The organism is Variovorax sp. 10N420 (assembly GCF_056394705.1).
Window position 1 is genome coordinate 33,663 of the sequence record NZ_JBFTIJ010000010.1, and the last position, 22,004, is coordinate 55,666.

Sequence of the window (22,004 nt, forward strand, 5' to 3'; positions counted from 1 at the left end):
AGAGACAACCGCCCGAACATGAATGCGTCAACTGTTCCATTGCTGATTGGCTGCGCCGCCGGCTTCTCCGGCGACCGCACCGATGCGGCGGGGCCGGTGGTCGACACCTTGATCGCGACACTCGCAAGCGGCCCGGCGGGGCAACGCGCCTTCCTGATCTTCGAAACCCTGGCAGAGCGCACGCTGGCGCTCGCGCAATTGCGTCGCCGCGCCGATCCGGACACCGGGTACGAACCCTTGCTCGACGAGATGCTGCGCCCGATGCTCAAGCGCTGCCTGGACAACGGCATTCGCATCGTCAGCAATTTCGGCGCCGCCAATCCGCGCGCGGCGGCGCGGCACATCGCTCGCATCGCCGTGGAACTCGGCGCGCCCGCGCCGCGCATCGCCGTGGTCGAGGGCGACGATCTTTCGGCGCCGGAACAGCGTGCGCTGTTGCGCGAACAACTTGGCGAAGGCCTCGACAAGCTGCGCATCGTGAGCGCCAACGCCTACATCGGCGCCGAGCCCATCGCAGCCGCACTCGACGCAGGTGCCCAGGTCGTCGTATGCGGACGGGTCGCCGATCCGTCACTCGCCGTCGGTCCTGCGATGTCGCACTTCGGCTGGCGTCCTGACGATTGGGAAAAACTCGGCCGCGCGACCATGGCGGGCCATCTGCTGGAATGCGGCGCGCAAGTCTGCGGCGGCTATTTCGCCGACCCTGGCTTCAAGGAAGTACCCGGGCTCGACAACGTCGGATTTCCCATTGCAGCAATCCAGGCCGATGGCAGTTGCACCATCGGCAAGTCCGCCGGAACGGGTGGCCTGGTGAACGAGGCGACGGTCAAGGAGCAACTGCTTTACGAGGTGCATGACCCGTCCGCCTATCTCACGCCGGACGTCACCGCCGACATCAGCGAAGCCCAGGTCAACGCCGCCGGAGCCGATCGCGTCGAGCTGACCGGTGTGCGCGGCCATCCTCGCCCAGCGCACTACAAGGTGAATGTGTGCCACGAAGGCGGTTGGCTGGCAGAAGGCGAGATTTCATACGCCGGCCCGAGAGCGGAAGCTCGCGCGCGACTGGCGGCCGACGTGCTGCGAAGCCGCCTGAAACGGCTCACACTTCGCATCGACCTGATCGGCGCTGTGAGCATCCTCGCCGACGACGGCGGCCGCATGCTCGAGGCCACACCCGACCGCGGTGCCCGCGACGTGCGCCTGCGAGTCGCCGCCACGCACGATGAGCGCGCCGAAGCCGAACGCCTGATCCGCGAAGTGACGGCGCTCTACACCTGCGGCCCGGCAGGCGGCGGCGGAGTCCGCGGAACGCTCACGCCGCGGCTCAATACGATTTCATGCCTGCTGCCGCGAGAAGCGGTGCCGGCCCGCTTCGAAATGGTGTCGCCATGAGTTCGACCCTGGTTCCCCTCTATCGCGCAGCGCACGGGCGCACCGGCGACAAAGGCGATCGCTCCAACATCAGCGTCATTGCCTGGCATCCGGACTTGTTCCCATTGCTCGTCGAACAGATCACAGCCGACGCAGTCGCCGCGCAGTTTCGCCATCGAGCGCCGAGCCGCGTGCAGCGCTTCGTATTGCCGAAGCTGCACGCCATGAATTTCGTGCTCGACGCAGTGCTCGACGGCGGCGTCAACGATGCCCTGAACCTCGACACACATGGCAAGTCGCTGTCGTTCCTGTTGCTCGACATGGCCATCGAAGTTCCCGAGAAGCTTCGGCACCTGCTCATGGGCAAGACGGACCACTGAAGGCCGATCGCGGACTTCCCTTTTTTGAATTCAACCACCATCCGGAGACAACAAGACATGACCCGCATTCACTCGATCGCACTCGCTGCCGCGATCACTGCCCTTGGCCTCGCGCCTGTGCTGGCGCAGGCCGATGGGTTTCCTGAAAAGAGCATCACCTTCGTCGTGCCCTTCGCTGCCGGCACCGCGACCGACCAGATCGCGCGGGCCATCGGCAACGCGGTCGCGGCTGAAACCAAGCAGGCCGTGGTCATCGACAACCGGGCTGGCGCCAACGGCTTCATCGCCGCTCAGAACGTGGCCAAGGCGGCGCCGGACGGCTACACCGTGCTCATCACCACCAACACCACGCACGCAGCCAACGAGCACCTCTTCAAGAAGCTGCCCTATGACCCCGTGAAGGACTTTGCGCCGATCACCGCGCTGGGCAAGGGCGGACAGATCATGGTGGTCAACCCCTCATTCCCTGCGAAGACGGTCGCCGAATTCATCGCGCTTGCGAAGAAGGAACCCGGCAAGTACAGCTTCGGCAGCGGCAGTTCGTCCAGCCGCATGGCGGGCGAACTGCTGCAGCAGATGGCCGACATCAAGCTGCTGCATGTGCCATACAAGAGCAACACGCTGGCGGTGACGGATCTGCTCGGCGGCCAGATCAATATGATGATCACCGACACCGCGACCGGACTGCCGCAGGTCAAGTCCGGCAAGCTGCGCGCGTTGGGCATGTCCAGCAGCAAGCGCTCGCCCCTTGCGCCGGATGTTCCAACCATCGCCGAGGCGGGGGTGAAGGGCTACGAAATGGGCTACTGGTTTGCCGCATACGCGCCGGCGAAGACGCCACCCGCCGTGGTCAAGCGGCTGAACGAACTGCTGGTCAAGGCCGCCCATACCGAAGCCGCGAAGACGGCCTTCTATGAGCCGACCGGCACCGAGGTGTTCACGAACTCGCCCGAAGAAATGGCGAAGTTCCAGGCGGCCGAATCGAAGAAGTGGGGAAGCATCGTCAAGGCGGCGGGGATCGAGGCTGAGTAAAAGGTAAAGGCGGGAGCGCGGACCGGATTGGCAGCTTGCAGGCGCTAAGCTTTGCCGGATGAACTTTCGATCCGACGCGGTACGCGCGTCTGCCGCGCTGATACTCCTGCTTGCTTTCGGCCCGACCGGCATCGCCGTTTCACCAGCCCGCGCCGAACCGGCCTCCAGCCCCAGTTGGGGCGCGATTGCAGCCATGTCAGGCTGGTACGGCTTCTCCTACAACCACCCATCCCGCGAAGAAGCCGAGCGCACGGCACGCGCCCAATGCGATCGCGCGGCGGGACGTCCGGGCACTTGCGTGGTCCGCGCGTACTTCGATCGGACTTGCGGCGCACTGGCGACCGGCAACTATGGCGAATGGGGCACCGCACTTGCTCGTACCGCGAGCGATGCCGGGGTGGCGGCCGTCAGGGAGTGCGACAACCACCTTCCCACGGAGCCCTGCAAGCTGGTCGTCAGCGTGTGTTCGCCGCGCTGAGCCAATGAAGGCTCTCAGGTCTTCGACTCACGCAGTAGGCAACTTGTAATCGCGAAACTGCTCGCGCAACTTCGTCTTGAGAAGCTTGCCTGTGGCAGTGTGCGGGAGTTCATCGACGAACACCACATCGTCTGGCAACCACCATTTGGCAATGCGTCCGGCGAGGAAATCCAGCACTGCTTCCTTGCTGGCATCGGCGCCCTGACGCTTGACGATCAGCAGCAGTGGACGCTCCCCCCATTTGGGATGCGCGATGCCGATGATGGCCGCCTCCGCCACGCCCGGGCAACCCACGGCGGCGTTCTCGACGTCGATGGATGAAATCCATTCGCCGCCCGACTTGATCACGTCCTTCGCGCGATCGACCAGTTGCAGGAATCCATCCGGGTCGATGGTCGCGATGTCGCCGGTGCTGAAGAAGCCTTCATCGTCGATCACCACGCCGCCTTCTGCCCTGTAGTAGCCGCTGGCGATCCAGGGCCCGCGCACGCGCAGATGTCCGAAGGCTTGGCCATCCCAGGGCAGCGGCATGCCGGCGTCGTCGACGATCTTCAGGTCGACGCCCCACACGCCCCTTCCCTGCTTGAGCTTGACCTTGACCAGTTCTTCGCCGGAAAGCGCCTGATGCTTTGGCAACAGCTTGCTGATGACGCCGATCGGGCTGGTCTCCGTCATGCCCCAGCCCTGCACGACCTCTGCGCCGAACTGGCCTTCGAAGCGCTCCAGCATTGCGCGCGGCACGGCCGCACCCCCAATACCGACCCGCTTGAGCGACAACCCTGAGATGTCGACATCGGGGTTGGCATCGACGTATTGAAAAAACATGAGCCAGACGGTAGGCACACCTTGCGAGAAAGTCACCTTCTCGTCGCGCATCAACTCGAAGACGCTTTTGCCATCCAGGAACTGGCCCGGCAGCACGAGCTTGGCGCCGACCATTGCCGCGCCATACGGCGTGCCCCAGCCATTGGCATGGAACATCGGCACGATCAGCATCAAGCTCTCACTGGAGTTGAGGCCGAAAGTGTCCGGCGCGAGTTCCATCAACGCGTGCAGCACCGTCGAGCGATGCGAATACAGCACGCCCTTGGGATTGCCCGTCGTGCCGGAGGTGTAGCAGAGCGACGAAGCCGTGCGCTCGTCGAACTCGGGCCAGTCATAGTCCGTGCTCTGCGCAGCCACCAGTTCATCGAAGCTGCGCAGGTTTGGCAGCGAAGTCTTCGGCAAGTGTTCGCGCCCGCAGAGGGCAATGAAGTGCTTGATGGTCGTGAATCGAGGCGCGAGCTTTTCGACAAGCGGCGCGAAGCAGGCGTCGAAGAAGAGCACTTCGTCCTCGGCGTGATTCACGATGTAGTCGATCTGGTCCGGAAAAAGCCGCGGATTGACGGTGTGCAAAACGGCGCCAGACCCCGACACGCCGTAGTAAAGCGCCAGGTGACGATCGGAGTTCCAGGCCAGCGTGGCGACCCGGTCCCCCTGCCGGACGCCCAGTTCGCGCAACAAACCAGCGACCTGACACGCCTGATTGCGAATGCCGAGCCAGGTGGTGCGGTGCGTTCCACCCTCGGGTCTGCGAGAAACGATCTCGGTCGAAGGATGAAAGGTGGCCGCGTGCTCCACCAGCGAGGAGATCAGCAAAGGCCGATCCTGCATCAGTCCCAACATGGCGTTGTCTCCTTGCTTGGCGGCTTGTGGCCTGTGGCTTTGTGGCTTTTCGATGGCTTTGTACTATGGAAACGCCGTTCCGCATCTCAGTTGATTCGCCAACTTCGCAAGCCCGCCGAATCGTGAGTCAAGGCTCCACGGGCGCCCATCGCCCCGTTTGCGGACACACACGCAAGCGCTTGCCGCCCCGGCGAACTTGCTCTTCGTCCATTTGCAACGAGGTGGCGGGATCGACGTCGAAGGTCACGCCGAGCATGCGCGCGACGTGCGCATCCTCGATCGGCAGTTCCCAAGTCAGAAACACCTGCGTGCAATCGAGAGACGCGAAATCGACGGGGTCGAAGCTCTCCCCGCCTCGTTGAACGACGCCGTGCGGCTGGCACGTGTCAAAGATGATGGCCGTGCCTCGTCTCAGTGGGATTCGATCGCCGCTGGCGAAGAAATGCACGTCCAGCCCCATGTCCTCGCTCAGGAAGAGATTGCAGAACGCCGCGCTTCCATACTGCTCGCCGTCATGGTGATATCTCGCGCCGCGGCAGGCCATGAGCGCCATGTCCGATTCGGCGAGTGCTTCATGCAGACCCAGCGAGCGCGCCCATTCGGATGTGGACTGCACGGTTCGCCTGAAGTCCGGCCAGCGCGCACGTGCTCTCGCCAGGGACAAGGCTTCGACGTCCCCAGGTTCCAGGCCCAGTCGCAAGACCTCCCTCTCCCAATCCGCCGTGAGCCTTGCCGCAGGGGAAGGTATGTCGACCAGGCCCGAAAGCACAAGGTCGCTGACGCTTCGGCTGCGGATGGCATCGCCGCTCCAGAAATGGGAGGTGAGGACGTCTTGCACCGTTTGCGGTTGACGAGGGTTTCTCATCGGGACCAGTGTAGGGCAGGTGAAAGCGCGGTTCGGCGATTCCGGGGCTGCTCCACCGGAACTGCCGCATCAGCCGCCGCCTTGCGCCTTTGGCTGCATCTGAACGAATTGGCGTCGCCCCATTTGGGTTTTGTTTCATCAGAAACATTCTTTTTCATGACTGTCTCTTTAATGAATTAAATTCAAAAAATAAAGGCCATGAGGAACTAAAAAATCCGTAGTGAGAGTGCAATAGTTCACATCCGCTACGCGACCACGATTCATAACCGTCTCAAGCGGCTTAGAGACTTTTCCGGATTCTGGAACCTTTTTTCCTCAATTTCATTGGCACCGAGACACTTCTTAAGACGAATAGCGCTCTTGCCATCGCGCGGAACTCGCCCAAAAGACCTCGACCGTGCGTCCAATCTCCCTCTCAACACCGGCCGAGCGCGCAATACGCCCTCGACCGTCGCTCATGGGATCCGGTCTCCCCTCGGGCCACTCGAAGAGCGGCTTCACTACGCGGGGAACAGGCTTTCAGTCGAAAACTGTCGAACGATTCGTCAAGAGAATTAGGAACATTCCCAATTCCCATTGACGCATTTGAGAAAACTCTGATTTTTAAATCGCGATGAATACCTCGAAATAGCGGTGCTATCCTTCGGCCGCCCTGTACAGGCAACAACCTTTTCAAGCCCTTAATTCATCGGAATCAAATGCAAAAGACTAAATTCGTTCAAATCGCCGCCTTGGCCTTCGCTGGCGTTCTGTCGCAGGGCGCTTTTGCCGCCGACGGCACGATCAACTTCACTGGTGAGATCGTCGACGCGCCTTGCTCCATTTCGCCCGTCAGCCAAAACATGACCGTGCCGCTGGGCAACGTCTCGCGCACGGCGCTCGACGGCGCAGTCGGCAAGAAGGCACCGCAGCCTGCCAAGTTCACCATCGACCTCCTGGCCTGCGGCGCCACCGCCAAGGGCGCCACTGTGTCCTTCGAAGGCGTGCCTGACAGCGACGACAACACCGCACTGACCATCGTCAATGCAGGGGCGGTCGGCGCTGCACGAGCCACCGGCGTGGCGGTTGAGCTCGGCGATTCGAACGGCACCAAGATTGCCCTGGGCTCGGAATCGCTGGAATACATCCTCGGCGAAGGCGACAACGCCCTGAAGTTCCAAGCTGTGTACGTGGCAACCCGCCCCGTCGTGACCGTCGGCCCCGCCGATGCCGTTGCGCAGTTCACTGTCAACTACAAGTAAGTCGACAAGCAAGTCCGCGGTTCCCGCGGCACGCGCGGCCGGCTGAGCCCTGCAGGGCTTCAAGCCGCCGCGCACCCGCCTGACGCCTGCGATAGGTCCTGCACCTTCGCACTGCGCAGGCCCCTCGTTTTCCTGAATGTTTCCCGACGGAGCGTCGACACAGACGCGCCGCTGTGCTTTTGCCTGCGTCTCGTGCCTTGTGTCCGACGCGTACGAAGGAATGTGTATGTACGTTAAAAATCGCTGTCAGTGGGCCATCGGCCTGCTGCTGATGCTCGGTCTCCAGTGGTCCGCCAGTGCGGGCGTGATGCTCTCAGGCACGCGCGTCATCCTCGGAGAGAAAAACCGCGAAGCTTCCATTCCAGTCAAGAACACCGGCACGTCCCCGTATGTCGTTCAGGCCTGGATCGACGCCGGAGAGGGCACGGGCAAGACGCCGCTGCTCGTCACACCACCGCTGTCGCGCCTCGACCCCGGTATGGAAAACATTCTGCGGATCATGCGCGTCGGGGGCTCGCTGCCGGTCGACCGGGAATCGATTTTCTGGCTCAACGTCAAGGAGATCCCGGAGAAGTCGAACGAAGAGAACGTCCTTCAGATTGCCGTGCGCACGCGCATCAAGCTCTTCTATCGGCCATCGAATCTCGCCGGCAAACCTGGCGAGGCACGGACAAAGCTCAAGTGGGCGGTCAGCGCAAACGACAACAAGCAGGGAGCCGTGCTCAAGGTCGCCAACGAGTCGGCCTACCACGTGACCTTCACGAGTCTGAAGGTCAACGACGGCCAGCAGCAGATCAACGCCGACCTCGTGCCGCCTTTCGGCGAAGTCTCGTATCCGCTGAGCGCCGTCGAGGCGCCGGAGTCCCTACGCGTTTCCTACACCACCATCAACGACTACGGAGGCGAAACGCCTGAAGAGCGCGTGCAGGTGCCTGTGGGTGCCACGCCCGTCGCCGTCAAGACCGAGTTGGTCGAAAAGCCGGCAGACGCCGCGAAGCCCTGAGGACGGCCCATGCACGAAAGATCCAGCCCCTCCTCCATCCCGTCCCCGGCACCCTTCCGGCTGACCATTTGCGCGGCGTTGCTTGCCGCAATGGGAACTCCGGGCCATGCGCAACAGCAAGTGGCCGCCTCGACATTCAATCAGGAGTTCCTCGGCATCGGCGGCGATCAGGCGCATGCCGACCTGTCGCTGTTCTCCTTCGGCAACCGCGTCACCGCCGGAACCTACACCGTTGACGTATCGCTCAACGCACGCAGCGCCGGGCAAAGCACGATTCATTTTGTCCAGCAGGACGGCAAGGCCGACGCCGTCCCGTGCCTGACGCGCACCCTTCTGGACGAATGGGGCGTCAACACGGCGGTGTTTCCGGCGCTGGCTGCAGCATCGACGGATGCCTGTGTGGACTTGGGCGCGGTCATTCCCGAATCGACCGTCACCTACGATGCCGGCAAGCAGCGCCTGTACGTGAGCATTCCGCAAGCCGCGCTGAATCGTTCGGCCCGTGGAGCGGTCGACCCCGCAAGATGGGACAAGGGCATCACCGCGGGCATGCTCGACTACCAAGTCAACTTCGCGCGCAACAGCGGCAGCGACTACGGCAGGAACACCCCTGTCTTCAGTGGCAACACTTCGTTCGGGCCCGACGGAGGCAATCGCCTCGAGCGCGACACACTTTTTGCCGGCGTCCGCGCCGGCTTCAATGTCGGCGACTGGCGCTTTCGTCACTTCTCGACTTTCAGCCGCGGCATCGATGGCCGCAGCAATTGGCAAGGCATCAACACCTTCATTCAGCGCGACCTTCCGTCCATCCGCGGCCGGGTGCTGGTCGGCGATGGCGCCACGCCGGGGGACTTGTTCGAGAGCACCCAATTCCGGGGCGTGCAGATTTCGTCCGACGACGCGATGCTGCCCGACAGCCTGCAGGGCTATGCGCCAACGATCCGCGGCGTCGCGCAAACCAACGCGCGCGTCACTGTTCGACAGAACGGCTTCATCGTCTACAGCACCTTCGTCGCTCCAGGCCCCTTTGTTCTGGACGACCTCTACCCCACGGCTGCGAGCGGCGACCTCGAGGTGACGGTGACCGAGGCAGATGGTCGAGAGACGCGCTTCGTCCAGGCCTTCTCGGCGGTTCCAACGCTCCTGCGAGAAGGCGCATGGCGCTACTCGGTCACTGGCGGCGAATACCGCAATGGCTACAGCACTGCCTCCTATGGCGGGCAGTCCGATCGAGGGACACCCTTCTTCCTGCAAGGCACGCTGGCGCGCGGCCTCGGAAACGAATACACGCTCTACGGCGGCATGACGCTGTCCACGACGCACGTGTACCAATCCGTGCTGGCCGGGGTCGGCAAGAACATGCGGGGCTTCGGCGCGGTGTCCGTCGACCTTTCGGCGGCGAGCTCGACCGACCGCGATAGCGCGGGCTACAGCGGGCAATCGCTGCGCTTTCTCTATGCCAAGTCGTTCACAGGCTCTGGCACCAACTTCCGCATTGCCGGCTATCGCTATTCGACCAGCGGCTATCGCACCTTCCAGGAAGCCGTGCAGATGCGAGACCCCGTGTGGTCGTCGCCAATCAACAGCCGGCGCAACGAGCTGCGTTTCGACATGTCGCAGCAGATCGCCGACAAGGGTGCCGTCTTCGTGTCGGCTCGACAGCAGTCCTATTGGGGAACGAGCTCAACGGATCGGCTCGTGCAGGTGGGCTATTCGGGCAACTACAAGCAGTTTGGCTACAGCCTCTTCTACAACTATGCAACCAACCTGAACGGACCTGTCTCCCGCCAGATCATGGCGACCTTGAGCATCCCCCTGGACGGCACGCGCGCCAGCGCACAGTACTCGGTCACCAGCGAGCGAGGCGGCCGCGTGAATCATCAAGCCAGCATCTACGGCACCGCATTCGACGACAGCCGACTCAGCTACAACGTGACAGCCGGCCATTCCAATCAGCAAGGCGGCAGCAACAATGGCAGCGCGAGCGCCAGCTATCTCTCGCCCGTGGGGCGTCTGGACGTCGGTCGTTCGCAAGGGAGCGGTTTCGGCCAGACCACCTTGGGTGTGGCCGGCGGCGTTCTGGTGCATGGCGATGGCGCGACGCTCTCGCAGTCTCTCGGAGAGACCATCGCGCTGGTGCAGGCGCCGAAAGCGAACGATGTCGGCTTTGAATCGCAGCGCGGCATCGCGACGGACGGTGCAGGCAACGCGGTGATCCCCAACCTGAGCCCCTACCGCGTCAATCGGGTCGCCATCCTCACCGGCGACCTCGGCGACACCGTGGAGGTGAAGAACGCCGCAATGGAGGTGGTGCCGACGCGTGGTGCCGTCGTGGTCGCGAAGTTCGAGACCTCGGTGGGCTACCGCCTGCTGATGACCTTGGTGGGTGAATTCGGCCAGCCTCTGCCGCTCGGTTCGAAGATCGAGAACGAAGCGGGCCAGGAAGTCGGGATCGTCGGACCCGACGGGCAGGCTTTCGTCACCGGTGCCGCCAACTCGGGCCACCTGAAGGTGATCTGGGGCCATGGCGAAAACGACCAGTGCATCGTGCCCTACAGCCTGGCAGACGAAGAGAACCCGCCGCCGATCCGCGAACTTGACGGACAGTGCACCGGGCCGGGCGCCACTGTTGCGTCACGAGAAACCCCACAAGATGCCAATGCAAAGGAATGAAATGAGCAGCACTCGATCTTCAACGACGAAGGGCCTGCGGCGCGGTCGAGCGCGCGCAGCCTTGCTGGCCTTGTGCCTACTGTTCGGCGCGCCCGGCGCCTGGGCGGCATGCACGCGCGCCCCTGGCGTCGCCGAGCGCATCGTCAACATGGACATGGGCAACGTCCTCATCTCTCCGGGCACGCCGGTGGGCGGCCTCATCGCGTCGAGGCAGTTCCCGTTCCAGGCCAACGGCCCGGCCGAGAACATAGTCAGTTGCTCGGGCGGCGGCACGGTGAACGGCGTGATGCTGCAGGGGGCGCCGGACCCGAACTATCCCGACGTCTACTCGACCGCAGTGTCGGGCGTGGGCATCCGGCTGTCGCGCAAGATCTCATCCACGGAGACGGTCTACTACCCGCACACGGTTCGGACAGACATCACCCAAGCCTTCCATTTCGGGGTCGGCACGCAGTTCCAGGTGGAACTGATCAAGACGGCACCGATCACTGGCAATGGCCCACTCGCCCATGGCATCTACACCCGCTACTACGGCGACGATGGCCCGGCGTATTCGGTACTGACAACCCAACTCCTAGGCACCGGCACCACGATCATTACTCCTTCGTGCACCGTGGACGCGGGCTCGCGCAACATCCCGGTGCGGTTCGGCAAGGTGCCGCTCACCAGCTTCAGCGCCAGGGGCTCCCCTGCCGCCAACTACGACCAGAACTTCAACATCACATTGAACTGCGGCGCTGGCGCGAACATGCGGAACACGGTCTATCTGCGCATGGATGCAACACAGGACCCATCGAACCAGCCGGGGGTACTGCAGATCACGCAAGGCGGCACGAACGTTGCCAGCGGTGTCGGGATTCAGATCCTTGACAACAACGCCGCCGCCCCGGTGACGTTCGGCGACGACGCGCTGGTGGGCCAATCGAAGGATGGCGCCTATGTGCTCCCGTACACCGCGCGCTATTTTCAGACGGGCAGCCGAGTGACGACGGGTCGCGCCGACGGCACCGCGACATTCACGCTCAACTATAAGTAGTCATCCAATGCGCAATTCCTGATCACCGCGTGCGTGCCATCCAGTTCAACCGAATGGATCAAAATATTCTTTCCCCTTTGCATCAAAAGATCGAACTCAATTCGTCATAAAAATCCAAAGCGAGAAGAAATGCACGAATAAAACAAGTCTCTCGAGCGATTTCCCCGATGTGTCGGGAATTGAAATATCATTCGCCCGCACTCAATTAATGAGTGCACTATCTGAAACTCTAGTGTTATAAAATGCATAAAATTGACAGGGATGAACTTGCAAAATCGTTGATCGCAGGAGGCGCCGCAAAATGCTGTAAGAAAGCTTGCCCGCCAGCACCGGCAATACCGGCACCGCCGCCTAACTATCCAGGTAACCCGACCGCTCCTTTCTGACGTCCTGAAAAAGGCGTAAACGGACCGAAAGGTCCGTTTACGCATCAGTGAAAACGGAATAAATCTTGCTTTGCTTTGCGACACTGGATTACGCGCACAAAATACAAAATTCAGACTGAACTGATAGGCCGCATTCCATTGGCCGTATGTGGCCGGCCGATAATGGTTTGGTTTTTCGTTGCCAGTTTCTTCAGTCGTCGCATCCGCACCGATGGCGTGGTACGCGCTGAAATGGGTCGCGAAATGTTCCACTTGACGCCAGCGCTTGCGCGCCGCGCAAGCGCTGGCTCCTTGCTGGAAAGTCTGATTGATCGGCGGATTTATTTCGGGAGGCGCCGGCGAGCCGATGAAGCCTGGCCAGACCTGCAAACGGTGGCTGCGGCATTGGCCGATGAGATTGCTCGTCTAAAGGCCAGGACTCCGGAGCGTCCCGTCGTCGTTTCGCCATTCCACTACGTCTCCCAATACGCGAACATCTATGTCATAGATCAATTGCAGAAACTTTTGGGCGTTGAATCAATTTCTGTTGTCTCTGGTGTTCCCAGACATATCTATGGGAACGACGATGCGCAAATTCCGGGCATCAAGGTCTTGTACACCTACGGAGATGAAAACCGCAATGGATTAGGCGTGCGTGTTGCACGGGCGCTGAGGCGCAACGGCATTGTCGCCATGTTCACCGACGCGCCGCCATTTGCAATGCACCAATATCCGATGCAGACGGTCGATGTTTCGATGTTCAATCGAAATGCGCGCATTCACAATGGCGTGTTTCGGCTTGGCGCATCTCATAATGCCGTGCTTTTGGCGTTTTATCTGCGCTTCGACCAGGGGCGATTCAGTGCCAAGCTATTCGAGCCCATGGCGCTCGCCGACGCCGATGCACCGCAACAACTCGCTCATCGCATCGAAACTGCATTGATCGACAATTATCCGAACTGGCTTCTCGGAGGTCACCCCTCCATGTACGCCTTCTCCCCAGCCAAATAAAGCGAACACGCTGCACCTGATGCGGACAGCGTTCATATGGATTCGACCCACCTCCCTCATTTTGGCGACATTTCCTGGCGATGGATTTGCTACGCGACATCGACATTTCTCGCGGTCGCAATCGCCTTTGCGTTTTTTCACGAGATCGAACTGAAGCAGGACGTGAAGGGTGAAATCGTTTCTCCCGCGGACTTCAAAATCCAGGGCCTGACCGGGCTCGTCTCTGTGGTCCACGTTCAGGCGAACGAACACGTCGCGCAAGGCACGCCCCTGTTCGTTCTCGAAAAGGATCTCTCACTGTCGAGCGACGGCCGCCAGCGCCCCCTGTTCGATGAACAGGTGCGCGACGAGCAGGTTCGAACGATCGCAATGCAATACAGCCAACGCAAAAGCAACCTGAAGGCGCAGTTGGACGCTTCCCTGCTCACGCAGACCAGCCGGCGGGCAGAAGCTGCGGCACTCGACGATCAACTCGTTCACAACCGCCGGTTGGTGTACCAGTTCGAAAAGAAGGTCACGCGGCTGCAATCCGTCTCCGACTACGTGATGGTCGACCGGATCGAGCAGGCCACGGCGGAGATGCACCAGGCGAAAGCCGTCGTCGCACAGGGCGCGGCGCGGCGCCAGCAGTTGCAGGGCGAGCTGGCCATGCTGCGAAGCACGCAAACCGATGTAGAGACGCAGCTCGCGTCGCTCGACGCGCAGCATGCGCGCGAACTCCAGGACCTGAGCGTGCGCTTCGAAGAGGCGCGGCAGAACATGACAATCTCCGCGCCGAAGGCGGGGGTCGTGTCCTTTTCCAATCTGGTCGCCGGCCAGTCGCTGGAACCGGAAGATGTCGCGTTGGTCATCGACACGGCCGAGAGCGGGCCCTTGCGCGCCGCGCTGCACATTCCATCGCGGCGGCGCGGCTTCGTGCGCGAGGGTCAGACGGTTCGGCTCAAGTTCGACGCGTTCCCCTACGAGCGATTCGGCAGCTACGAAGCCCGGATCGATTCGATTTCGGGGACGACCATGCGGGCCTCCGCTCCGACGGAAGGCACGCCCAACCCGTCGGCGGCGGAAGGCGGCGGCGACTACATGGCATGGGCGACGCTGCGCGGCGACACCTTCGAATTCGAGCGCCAGCAATTCAAGATCCTTTCCGGCATGCGTGCGACGGCCAGCATCGTCGTCGAGCGCAGAACGATCGCAGAGTGGGTTCTCGCTCCCCTGTTTCGCGTGCTGAGGGGCTGACGTGCGCACGATCTATCAGAACGAAGTCGCCGAATGCGGCTATGCGTGCCTGGCCATGGTCCTGTCGCACCTCGGCCGTGCCACTGAAGTGCGCGAGCTGTCGGCCTATCGCCCGATCTCCGCCAACGGCCTGACGCTCATGGATTTGTACGACGTTGCCGTGGATTTCGGCCTGTCGGTGCAGCCGTATCGATTCGACCCCGCGAATTTGTCAGAGCTTTCGCGCGGATCGATCGTCCACTTCGGCGGGGCGCATTTCGTGGTGTTCGAGAAGGTTGTCCGCGGCTACGTGCACCTCATCGATCCGGCCTCCGGTCGCCGGCGCGTGACCAGGGAAACTTTCACGACGAATGTCTCCGGCTACTTGCTCGAGTGCACGGCGACACCGCAGATGCAGCGCATCCGGGCCAAGTCCGGCGTGCCAGCAGCGTTGGCTCGCGTGCGCTCATGCAATCCGCAACTCGGCGCGCAAATCGCAAAGGTGATGTTCGTCGCGCTGGGCGGTCAGTTCGCCATCCTGGCGATGCCCTACCTCGGCAATCTCGTACTCGACCAGGTCGTGGCCACTGACAACCTGAACCTGTTGAACGTGTTGGCCTTAACCTTCGCCAGCATCTTTGTCATTGGCGCGCTGAGCCAGTTCGTCCAGAGCTACCTCGTCGAACTGTTGTACGGTTTGGCGCAGATCAACATGACAGCAGGGTTGCTCGGGCATCTCTTGCGCAATCCCATCCCTTGGTTCGAGAAGCGCAACGTGGGCGATTTGTTCGCCCGGATTAAGGCGCAGGATGAGATCAGCGCGTATGCAACGCGAACTCGCATCTCGCTGTACATCGACTTGGCGGCAGCCGCGCTCGCGCTGGTGCTGATGCTTGTCCAGAGTTGGCAGCTGACGATCGTAGCGCTCCTGATCTTTGCGCTCTACGTGGCCGTCTCCTTCGCGCTCTTCTTGCCCATGCGCGATGCGCACGCGCTCGTGATGGAGAACTCCGCGCGCTGCGATGACGCGCTGTTCGAAACGATCCGCGCGGCGACCCTCATCAAGCTGGCGCAAGGCGAGACACGGCGCACGGCAATTTACATGGCGAAGTACAAGGCATACATCGCGGCGGTCCTGCAAGGCAGCCGGCTGGGGAGCATGCGCGATGGCGTGCTCAAGCTGCTCGACTACGGAGACATGATCGTCATCACTTGGCTGGCGGCGAATTTCATGCTCAGTGGCGTTGTCTCCGTAGGCGTCTTCTATTCGTTCCTGATCTACAAGTCACTGATGTCGGAGCGGCTCGCACGCTCCATCAATGCCGCCTTCGGTTATTTCATGCTGAGCGTGCCGGTCGCCCGGGTGGATGACATCGTCAAGTGCGACCCGGAGCGCTACACGCCATTGAGCGACAGCCGCAAGAGCGTGGAAGTGCGCAAGTTTCAACGCATCGAGATGCGCGATGTGACCTTTCGCTACGGCGTGTCGGACCGCCCGACGCTCGAGGAGGCGAGCATCGACATCCGCAAGGGCGACAAGATCGCCATCACCGGACCATCCGGTAGCGGAAAGTCAACGATCTTCAAGCTGCTTGCGGCCGCGGAGCCGCTCAGCGAAGGGCACATCGCCCTGAATGGCATTGCGTGGCCCAACCTCGCGGTCGACGAGATTCGACGCCACGCGGTTCACATGCGGCAGGGCGACATCATTCTGCACGGGACCATTGCCGACAACGTGTCCTCGTTCGAAGGAAACGCCGACGAGGCGCGCATTCATTCGCTGCTCGAAGATGTCGGCTTGCTCGATGACATCATGCGGTTGCCGATGCGCACGCGAACGATCATCAGCGACACGATGGCAAACGTCTCCGCAGGGCAGCGCCAACGCCTCCTCCTGGCCCGCGCGCTCTACCAGATGCAGCAGCGCGAATTGCTGCTGCTCGATGAGCCGACGTCCAACCTGGACCCGGCCTCGGTGCGGCGCATCGCCGCGCTGCTGCAAAGGCTGGACTGCACCGTGGTCGTCATCACCCATGACATGCACCTGGCATCCGCCTTCGAGACGCGTTACGAACTGGTCGAAGGTCGGCTCGTGCGCGACCGGCGGACAGGAGCGCTGGTATGAAGCTGAGGGTGCTCTTGCTGGCCTTGTCTGCCCAGGCAGTTGGTGCGAACGCTGCCAACCTCATGACGGTGATCGACTCGGCCATCCAGCACGACGCGGATCTTGCCCAGGCTCGCGCAGGCTATGAGGCAGCGCGACAAGCGGTTCCCAAGGCGCGCGCCGCTCTGTTGCCGAAGCTCAGCGCAGGCTGGGGACGCGCCTACAACCGAACCGCCACCGATGGACTTCCGACGGCAGACTATTGGCAGAACGGCTGGACCGTCGGCCTGTCGCAACCCCTGTTCGACTGGACGAGCTGGACCAGCTACAAGCAGGCGGATCTCATCGTGGCGCGTGGCGCGGTCGATCTCGCCGACGCGCACCAGGCAACGATCCTGCGTGCGGCGCGCAACTACTTCGAGGCGCTTTCCGCCGAGGACGAGCTCAAGAGAGCGACGGATTACGCGGCAGCGGTCGCTTCGCATCTCGAGGTGCTTCGCCGCCAGCAGGCCGCAGGCGAAGCCACGGTGATCGATCTGGACGAAGCCGAATCCGTCGGCCAGCAGGCGATCCTGCAGCAGATGGATGCGCAGAACGAACTACGCCTGAAATATCGCGCGGTCGAGCAGGCGACCGGCGTGCCCGTCACGTTCCTGTCGGCTTTGCCGGACACCGCGATACGCCCAACGCTGGAGCCACAGGACGCGGAACGCTGGGTCACACAGGCGCGATCGCAGAACTATGCTGTGCAACGCCAACAGATCCAGCTGCGCATTGCGGAACTCGAAGTGGGCAAGTTGAGATCCGAGCACTATCCGGTGATCGGCCTGACGGCAAACCATACGCCGGCCGGCGCGGCAGCGGGCTATTCGCAGCCCGCGTCGACGACGACAGCGATGCTGACGATCACCGTCCCCCTCTTCAACGGCGGAGAAACGCATGCGCGCCACAAGGAAGCCGTCTCGCTGGAACACAAGGCACAAGCTGAACTCCTGTCGGCGTCCCGGCAAGCGGAAGCTGCCACGCGGGATCACTTCTCGCGCTTCCGATGGAGCCTCGCGCGGACCGACCGGCTGGCGCAACTCGTGGCGACCTCCCACAAGGCGCTCGAATCCACTCGGATCGGGTTCAAGGTGTCCGGCAGGACAAGCGGCGACGTGCTTCGCGCCGTCGACCAACTCTATGCCAACCAACAGAGCCTCATGCGCGCGCGATACGAATCGCTGATGTCGCTGCTGGAGCTCAAGGCCGAAACGGGCACGCTGGACCTCAATGAAGTCGCGCAAGTCGATGCGCTTCTGACGCCCGGTGGGCCTGTTTCGCAATAGTCACAAGGCTCCCGCCAGCGCTGCCGCCAGTGCCATATCAGGCCTTCAGCGTGTTCTTGTGGATCTTGCCGTCTTTCATGATGACGAGAAGGCTGGCGTCGGGATTGGCGAGCAGCGCGATGTTGTCCAGCGGGTTGCCGTCGACCAGCAGCATGTCCGCGTAGGCGCCTTCTTCGAGCACACCGAGCTTGCCCGGGTACGGGTTGCGCGGGCCGGACAGGCCGAGCAATTGCGCATTGACCGAAGTCGCCATGGCGAGGATTTCGCTGGTGGAATACCACTGCGTCAGGTGCGTGAGCATCGTGCCCTGGCGCTTCGCCAGGGCCGGCGCAAACAGCATGTCCGACCCGAATGCCGTCTTGATCTTGTGCTTCTTGGCCAGCTTGTAGGCGCTGTCCGTGCCTGCGAAGACCTGCAGCGCCGCGACTCGGTTGGGGCCGCTCATGGGGCCGGTATCTTCCTCCGAGAGGAAGGGCTGGATGCTCAGCCAGACGCCCTTGTCGGCCATCATCCTGGCCGTGGTCTCGTCCATGAGATGCGCATGCTCGATGCACTGAACGCCTGCGTTGATGGCGCGCTGCACGGTCGTCGGCGCGTAGGCGTGCGCGGCGACGTAGGTGTTCCAGTCGCGCGCGACTTCGACACCCGCGCGCAGTTCGGCCTCGCTCAGCGTGGTCAGATCCAGCGGGCTGCGCGGTGAAGAGACACCGCCGCCAGCAACCAGCTTGACCTGCGATGCACCTTGCGTGAGCTGCTCTCTCACGCGCAGTCGGATCTCGTCGGGGCCGTCGACGATCGCCGCCGCGCCCGTTCTCTCGACGGCGCTCGGCGTACCCGGGCTGCGAGGAAGCTCGCCCAGCGGACGCAGGTCGCCATGGCCTCCGCTGCCGGTGATCATGGCGCCGCAGGGATAGATGCGCGGCCCCACGACCAGGCCTTCGTCGATCGCCTGCTTGAATGCAAAGGCAGGGCCACCGAGGTCGCGCACAGTCGTGAAGCCGCGCATGAGCGTCCGCTCGGCTTCTCCGGCGGCGGCGAGATGGATGTAGCCGATGTTGCCCTGCAGCAGGACAGGCAAGGGCAAGGCCGCAAACAGGGAGTGCCAATGCGCGTCGATCAAGCCCGGCATGAGCACACGGCCGCCTGCGTTGACCACCTGTGCGCCCTCCGGTGCAGCCGGCGTGCCTGTACCGATGCCCTTGATGCGATTGCCCTCGACCAGGAGGTACATGCCGTCACGCACCGAAGCGGACTTGCCGTCGAAGAGCCGCACATTGGTGAACAGCACCGCCCTGGGCGCCGCAGGCGAAGCCGACTGCGCGCGAGCCCGAAACGGAAGGCCCAGCGATGCGATGGAAGCGGCCATTCCGACGACGAAGCCGCGGCGCGACAGATCGGCGTTGATGCGGTTAGTAAGCGTCTGGATTTCCGGGCGGTGGCAAAGACATACGGCGCGGCGCACCACGGCGTCGTCTGTCAGGGATGCGCAGGCGTACATGAGTCAAATTTCTCCGTTGCAATCGATCGAGTCCACGCGACAGGCAGGCGCGTTCATGGCGCCTGTCCGCGCGGACCCGTCATCCTAGGCGGAGGAGGCGATCCCGCCAAGGCAAGCGCATGCCGTTGACAATTTCTCGCCTTTGTCGCTGGGGCTGGCTCGCTGACTGCTGGCTCGCTGACTCTCCGGTTCGATCTTCACTCGAAGGCGACCGTGTTGGCGATCAAAACGCCATCGATCACCTGCGTGCCCTGCACGTTCACCTTGACGCCGTTGGCCAGATTGGCCGCCGTGCCGTTGGAGAACACGACCCCCGGCCCGCCCGCATTCACGGGTTGTCCCTTGACGCGGAAGTCGGAAGGCGACTTGAAGGCGCCCACCGGCCCAATGAGATTGAACGACGCCGGTCCGCCGGTGCCCGGCACGTTGCGGATCTTGAGCTTGGTCGCCCGCAACACGCCGTTCGACACTGTGCCTCCGACGACCACCTTCACACCATTGCCAAGACCCCTGGCTGGTCCGCCCGTGATCTGCGCGGCGCTGGCGTCAATCGGGAAGCCGAGCAGGCGGAACGTGCCCAGTCCTGCATAGTCCGTGATGACGCCCTCCAAGTGAGCGGTCGTCGCATTCGCCGTCGGCACCGGATACCACCATTGCACCAGCATGGCGCCGAGGCGTCCCGGTGAAGCGATGTTGGCCCGCACGCGAACAATGGTGCCGTTCGCAAGTGGCTGGTTATTCAGGCTTCCGCTGAGAACCGCGCTGCCATAGTCGATCACGAGGCCGCTGAGCGTGAAGGTATGGGCCGCCGCGTCCAGGTTCTGAACGGGTCCCGACAGAATGGCTGTCGAGGGATCGCGCTGCTCGATGCGCGTCGCGCGAATCACCCCAGGCCCGGACGGCAAGCCCCAGATTTGCAAGGTCTTGCCGACGGGGATCGCGGAAAGCCCGGACGCGTCGGCCCAGACGGTGGCGTCGTCGGTCGTCACCCGCGTGCCGAGGATGACGAAGCTGCCCTTTGACAGATCGAGCGATTCGACCGGGCCGCGCAAGTCCGCAGCGGAGTCGACCTGATGGGCAATGCCGCCCGTGAATTCCGCGTCGACCGGTCCAGTCACCTTCGCGGTCATTCCCAGTTGAATTCCATTCGGAGCGTCCTCGACGTGGCCTACCGTGGCGCTGGTGTCGTAGCGAAGTCCGTTGACGATGATGCTTCCCGCGCCGTCGACTGTGCCGACGCCGACCGCATCCGCGGTGGTCACGCCGGTGCCGCCGGAGCCCACGCCCGATCCGTCGTCGCCTCCCGAAGCCGTCGTGGTGCCGCCGTTCGTGTTGCCGTCGATACCGCCGAGACCATTGCCCCCGGAACTCGCGTCGCCGCTCGTACCCGGACCCACGCCCGACCCCGAACCCGGAGCGCCACCGGGACCGCCGACGGGGCTCGTCGCGGTTGCGCCGGGGTTCCCAGGCGCCGAAACCCCGAGGACCAGGCCTGCTCCGCCGCCCCCTCCACCGCCACCTCCCCCGCATGACAGCAGCAAGGCGGCGAACAACGACAGCAGGCCGTGGCGCGGAAGGAATTTCGTCATGCTTTTACTTTCGGTGGTTTGGACGGGCCGACCTTCGCCGCAGCGGGCTCAGCCTCGACGTCTTCGTAGAAGGTGTAAATGCCGACTCGAATGCGCCCCCTCTGCTGCTTGTTCGCAGCTTCGAAGGCGCGTCGCATTTCCTGGGTCAACTCGTGGTGAAGGCCTCCCCAGCGTTCACGCGCAAGTTGATGAATCCGCTCGCAGTCGGCCAGCGAAATGCCGGCCGCGAAAACCGATCGCTCGAGCATCGGCGGCTTTCCGCCCACGGTATTCGATACGCCGGCCAACAAGTGATCGCGTGCGTTGTCGCCAAGGAAGGCGAGCATGGCCTTCAGGTCGCCGACGGGCACGAAGGCAGCAACCGCCAACTCTGCCGTCTCTTCATGCTCGATGACCATGTTGAGCCGCGCGAGCTCATCCAGGATAGCGCGGTGATGAACATTGCCACGGCTCGCACGGCGCGCGAGCGCCTCGAAGGATGGTTCGTCTGCTTCCTGCGATGCAATCGGCAGCAACCGCGCGGCAGGATCGTTCGCGAACATCTCGAGCCACAAGGTCAAGGTCTTGGCTTCGACCGACATCTCGGTTTGCGGCAAGGAGGCGTCAGCCTCTCGCACCCTGCTGGTCACGACTCTTCGGTTCAAGCCGGTCGTGACCGACAACTGGCTGATGTTGGCTTCGGTACCTTTGGCGGACCACGCCCGACGCGCCTCGTCAACCAGGACATCGCGCAGCAATTCCTCGAGGTGCGCGTGCTTCACGCCAAACGAGAGCGCGAGCCTCACCAGGGGACGCAGCACTCGCGCGCACGCCTCGAGCACCCAGCCGAGCTGGCCTTCGCGGGCTTGAACCATCGGCTGGCGCAGCAGCCGCGGAGCCTTTTCGTGCGTGGCGTTGTTCGATGCAGTCCGTTTCATGGCCATGGCATTCAGGCCGAGTGCCGTAGATAGCGATGTTCCTGGGTCCGGACCCGTGAAGTTAACCGGCAGTTACGCATAGGACAGTGACATCAGGCGCTGTCTGACATCAGCACGGGATTCACTATAGGACAAGAGCATTACATCTGTGAAGTTTTCACATTTTTAGCAACTGAGGAACCCATGCCGAACCCCGCCACGCAACGAATGAGATTGATGAGTCGACGAGCGAG

17 protein-coding genes are annotated in these 22,004 nt (G+C 62.8%); 12 read left to right on the forward strand and 5 right to left on the reverse strand.

Translation table 11 applies throughout. The annotated features are described in order from the left end of the window. Positions 1 to 18 precede the first annotated feature (18 nt). Genes AC1DEK_RS23300 through AC1DEK_RS23315 form a run of 4 tightly spaced genes read left to right on the forward strand, consistent with a single transcriptional unit; the run spans position 19 to position 3,261 of the window. On the forward strand, positions 19 to 1,392 hold the full coding sequence (locus AC1DEK_RS23300) for an acyclic terpene utilization AtuA family protein (protein WP_478127668.1): 1,374 nt from the start codon (positions 19 to 21) through the stop codon (positions 1,390 to 1,392). Then, positions 1,389 to 1,751, forward strand: coding sequence for an AtuA-related protein (locus tag AC1DEK_RS23305; RefSeq protein ID WP_478127669.1), 363 nt, complete (start codon positions 1,389 to 1,391; stop codon positions 1,749 to 1,751). The genes AC1DEK_RS23300 and AC1DEK_RS23305 overlap by 4 nt, the downstream gene beginning before the upstream one ends. Positions 1,752 to 1,808: 57 nt before the next feature. Further along, complete coding sequence (locus AC1DEK_RS23310) at positions 1,809 to 2,783, forward strand: Bug family tripartite tricarboxylate transporter substrate binding protein (protein WP_478127670.1); 975 nt, start codon at positions 1,809 to 1,811, stop codon at positions 2,781 to 2,783. A 58-nt stretch (positions 2,784 to 2,841) separates the two neighbouring features. Next, entirely contained in the window at positions 2,842 to 3,261 is a 420-nt protein-coding gene (locus tag AC1DEK_RS23315) for a DUF4189 domain-containing protein (RefSeq protein ID WP_478127671.1), read from the forward strand. 27 nt (positions 3,262 to 3,288) lie between these two features. On the opposite strand, the gene AC1DEK_RS23320 is transcribed toward AC1DEK_RS23315, so the two are convergent. Both AC1DEK_RS23320 and AC1DEK_RS23325 read right to left on the reverse strand, forming a co-directional pair. Then, positions 3,289 to 4,926: a long-chain-fatty-acid--CoA ligase gene (locus tag AC1DEK_RS23320; protein ID WP_478127672.1), complete on the reverse strand. Its 1,638-nt coding sequence runs from the start codon at positions 4,924 to 4,926 to the stop codon at positions 3,289 to 3,291. A gap of 127 nt (positions 4,927 to 5,053) precedes the next feature. Further along, positions 5,054 to 5,791 carry a hypothetical protein gene (locus AC1DEK_RS23325; RefSeq protein ID WP_478127673.1) on the reverse strand — a complete coding sequence of 246 codons (738 nt, stop codon included), beginning with the start codon at positions 5,789 to 5,791 and terminating at the stop codon, positions 5,054 to 5,056. A 698-nt stretch (positions 5,792 to 6,489) separates the two neighbouring features. On the opposite strand from AC1DEK_RS23325, the gene AC1DEK_RS23330 reads away from it, so the two are divergent. From AC1DEK_RS23330 to AC1DEK_RS23365, 8 genes are all read left to right on the forward strand, one after another. Continuing rightward, complete coding sequence (locus AC1DEK_RS23330; RefSeq protein WP_478127674.1) at positions 6,490 to 7,032, forward strand: fimbrial protein; 543 nt, start codon at positions 6,490 to 6,492, stop codon at positions 7,030 to 7,032. Between the two features lie 226 nt (positions 7,033 to 7,258). Further along, the gene (locus AC1DEK_RS23335) at positions 7,259 to 8,035 is read left to right on the forward strand and encodes a fimbrial biogenesis chaperone (protein WP_478127675.1); all 777 of its coding nucleotides are present in this window, start codon (positions 7,259 to 7,261) and stop codon (positions 8,033 to 8,035) included. A gap of 9 nt (positions 8,036 to 8,044) precedes the next feature. Continuing rightward, a complete protein-coding gene (locus AC1DEK_RS23340) occupies positions 8,045 to 10,708 on the forward strand; it encodes a fimbria/pilus outer membrane usher protein (RefSeq protein ID WP_478127676.1) in 2,664 nt (887 codons plus the stop codon). 1 nt (position 10,709) lies between these two features. Continuing rightward, on the forward strand, positions 10,710 to 11,744 hold the full coding sequence (locus AC1DEK_RS23345; RefSeq protein WP_478127677.1) for a fimbrial protein: 1,035 nt from the start codon (positions 10,710 to 10,712) through the stop codon (positions 11,742 to 11,744). A gap of 548 nt (positions 11,745 to 12,292) precedes the next feature. Next, the gene (locus AC1DEK_RS23350; RefSeq protein ID WP_478127678.1) at positions 12,293 to 13,120 is read left to right on the forward strand and encodes a lysophospholipid acyltransferase family protein; all 828 of its coding nucleotides are present in this window, start codon (positions 12,293 to 12,295) and stop codon (positions 13,118 to 13,120) included. 36 nt (positions 13,121 to 13,156) lie between these two features. Continuing rightward, on the forward strand, positions 13,157 to 14,356 hold the full coding sequence (locus AC1DEK_RS23355) for a beta-barrel domain-containing protein (RefSeq protein ID WP_478127679.1): 1,200 nt from the start codon (positions 13,157 to 13,159) through the stop codon (positions 14,354 to 14,356). 1 nt (position 14,357) lies between these two features. After that, positions 14,358 to 16,460: a peptidase domain-containing ABC transporter gene (locus AC1DEK_RS23360; RefSeq protein WP_478127680.1), complete on the forward strand. Its 2,103-nt coding sequence runs from the start codon at positions 14,358 to 14,360 to the stop codon at positions 16,458 to 16,460. Then, positions 16,457 to 17,767 (forward strand): TolC family outer membrane protein, encoded by a 1,311-nt coding sequence (locus tag AC1DEK_RS23365; protein WP_478127681.1) that lies wholly within the window; start codon positions 16,457 to 16,459, stop codon positions 17,765 to 17,767. The genes AC1DEK_RS23360 and AC1DEK_RS23365 overlap by 4 nt, the downstream gene beginning before the upstream one ends. A 37-nt stretch (positions 17,768 to 17,804) precedes the next feature. Here AC1DEK_RS23365 and AC1DEK_RS23370 read toward each other — a convergent pair whose 3' ends face one another. The 3 genes from AC1DEK_RS23370 to AC1DEK_RS23380 all read right to left on the reverse strand — a co-directional run bounded on the left by AC1DEK_RS23370 (position 17,805) and on the right by AC1DEK_RS23380 (position 21,771). Then, positions 17,805 to 19,265 carry a metal-dependent hydrolase family protein gene (locus AC1DEK_RS23370; protein ID WP_478127682.1) on the reverse strand — a complete coding sequence of 487 codons (1,461 nt, stop codon included), beginning with the start codon at positions 19,263 to 19,265 and terminating at the stop codon, positions 17,805 to 17,807. A gap of 197 nt (positions 19,266 to 19,462) precedes the next feature. Beyond that, positions 19,463 to 20,854 (reverse strand): DUF5666 domain-containing protein, encoded by a 1,392-nt coding sequence (locus AC1DEK_RS23375; protein ID WP_478127683.1) that lies wholly within the window; start codon positions 20,852 to 20,854, stop codon positions 19,463 to 19,465. Continuing rightward, complete coding sequence (locus tag AC1DEK_RS23380; RefSeq protein ID WP_478127684.1) at positions 20,851 to 21,771, reverse strand: DUF6502 family protein; 921 nt, start codon at positions 21,769 to 21,771, stop codon at positions 20,851 to 20,853. The genes AC1DEK_RS23375 and AC1DEK_RS23380 overlap by 4 nt, the downstream gene beginning before the upstream one ends. Positions 21,772 to 22,004: the final 233 nt, after the last annotated feature.

Bases quoted from the DNA above. Each gene is read 5' to 3' on its own strand.
- AC1DEK_RS23330 (WP_478127674.1), top strand. From the start codon at position 6,490: ATGCAAAAGACTAAATTCGTTCAAATCGCCGCCTTGGCCTTCGCTGGC.
- AC1DEK_RS23345 (WP_478127677.1), top strand. From the start codon at position 10,710: ATGAGCAGCACTCGATCTTCAACGACGAAGGGCCTGCGGCGCGGTCGA.
- AC1DEK_RS23300 (WP_478127668.1), top strand. From the start codon at position 19: ATGAATGCGTCAACTGTTCCATTGCTGATTGGCTGCGCCGCCGGCTTC.
- AC1DEK_RS23325 (WP_478127673.1), bottom strand. From the start codon at position 5,791: ATGAGAAACCCTCGTCAACCGCAAACGGTGCAAGACGTCCTCACCTCC.
- AC1DEK_RS23340 (WP_478127676.1), top strand. From the start codon at position 8,045: ATGCACGAAAGATCCAGCCCCTCCTCCATCCCGTCCCCGGCACCCTTC.
- AC1DEK_RS23320 (WP_478127672.1), bottom strand. From the start codon at position 4,926: ATGTTGGGACTGATGCAGGATCGGCCTTTGCTGATCTCCTCGCTGGTG.
- AC1DEK_RS23335 (WP_478127675.1), top strand. From the start codon at position 7,259: ATGTACGTTAAAAATCGCTGTCAGTGGGCCATCGGCCTGCTGCTGATG.
- AC1DEK_RS23315 (WP_478127671.1), top strand. From the start codon at position 2,842: ATGAACTTTCGATCCGACGCGGTACGCGCGTCTGCCGCGCTGATACTC.
- AC1DEK_RS23355 (WP_478127679.1), top strand. From the start codon at position 13,157: ATGGATTCGACCCACCTCCCTCATTTTGGCGACATTTCCTGGCGATGG.
- AC1DEK_RS23365 (WP_478127681.1), top strand. From the start codon at position 16,457: ATGAAGCTGAGGGTGCTCTTGCTGGCCTTGTCTGCCCAGGCAGTTGGT.
- AC1DEK_RS23350 (WP_478127678.1), top strand. From the start codon at position 12,293: ATGGTTTGGTTTTTCGTTGCCAGTTTCTTCAGTCGTCGCATCCGCACC.
- AC1DEK_RS23380 (WP_478127684.1), bottom strand. From the start codon at position 21,771: ATGAAACGGACTGCATCGAACAACGCCACGCACGAAAAGGCTCCGCGG.
- AC1DEK_RS23375 (WP_478127683.1), bottom strand. From the start codon at position 20,854: ATGACGAAATTCCTTCCGCGCCACGGCCTGCTGTCGTTGTTCGCCGCC.
- AC1DEK_RS23370 (WP_478127682.1), bottom strand. From the start codon at position 19,265: ATGTACGCCTGCGCATCCCTGACAGACGACGCCGTGGTGCGCCGCGCC.
- AC1DEK_RS23310 (WP_478127670.1), top strand. From the start codon at position 1,809: ATGACCCGCATTCACTCGATCGCACTCGCTGCCGCGATCACTGCCCTT.
- AC1DEK_RS23305 (WP_478127669.1), top strand. From the start codon at position 1,389: ATGAGTTCGACCCTGGTTCCCCTCTATCGCGCAGCGCACGGGCGCACC.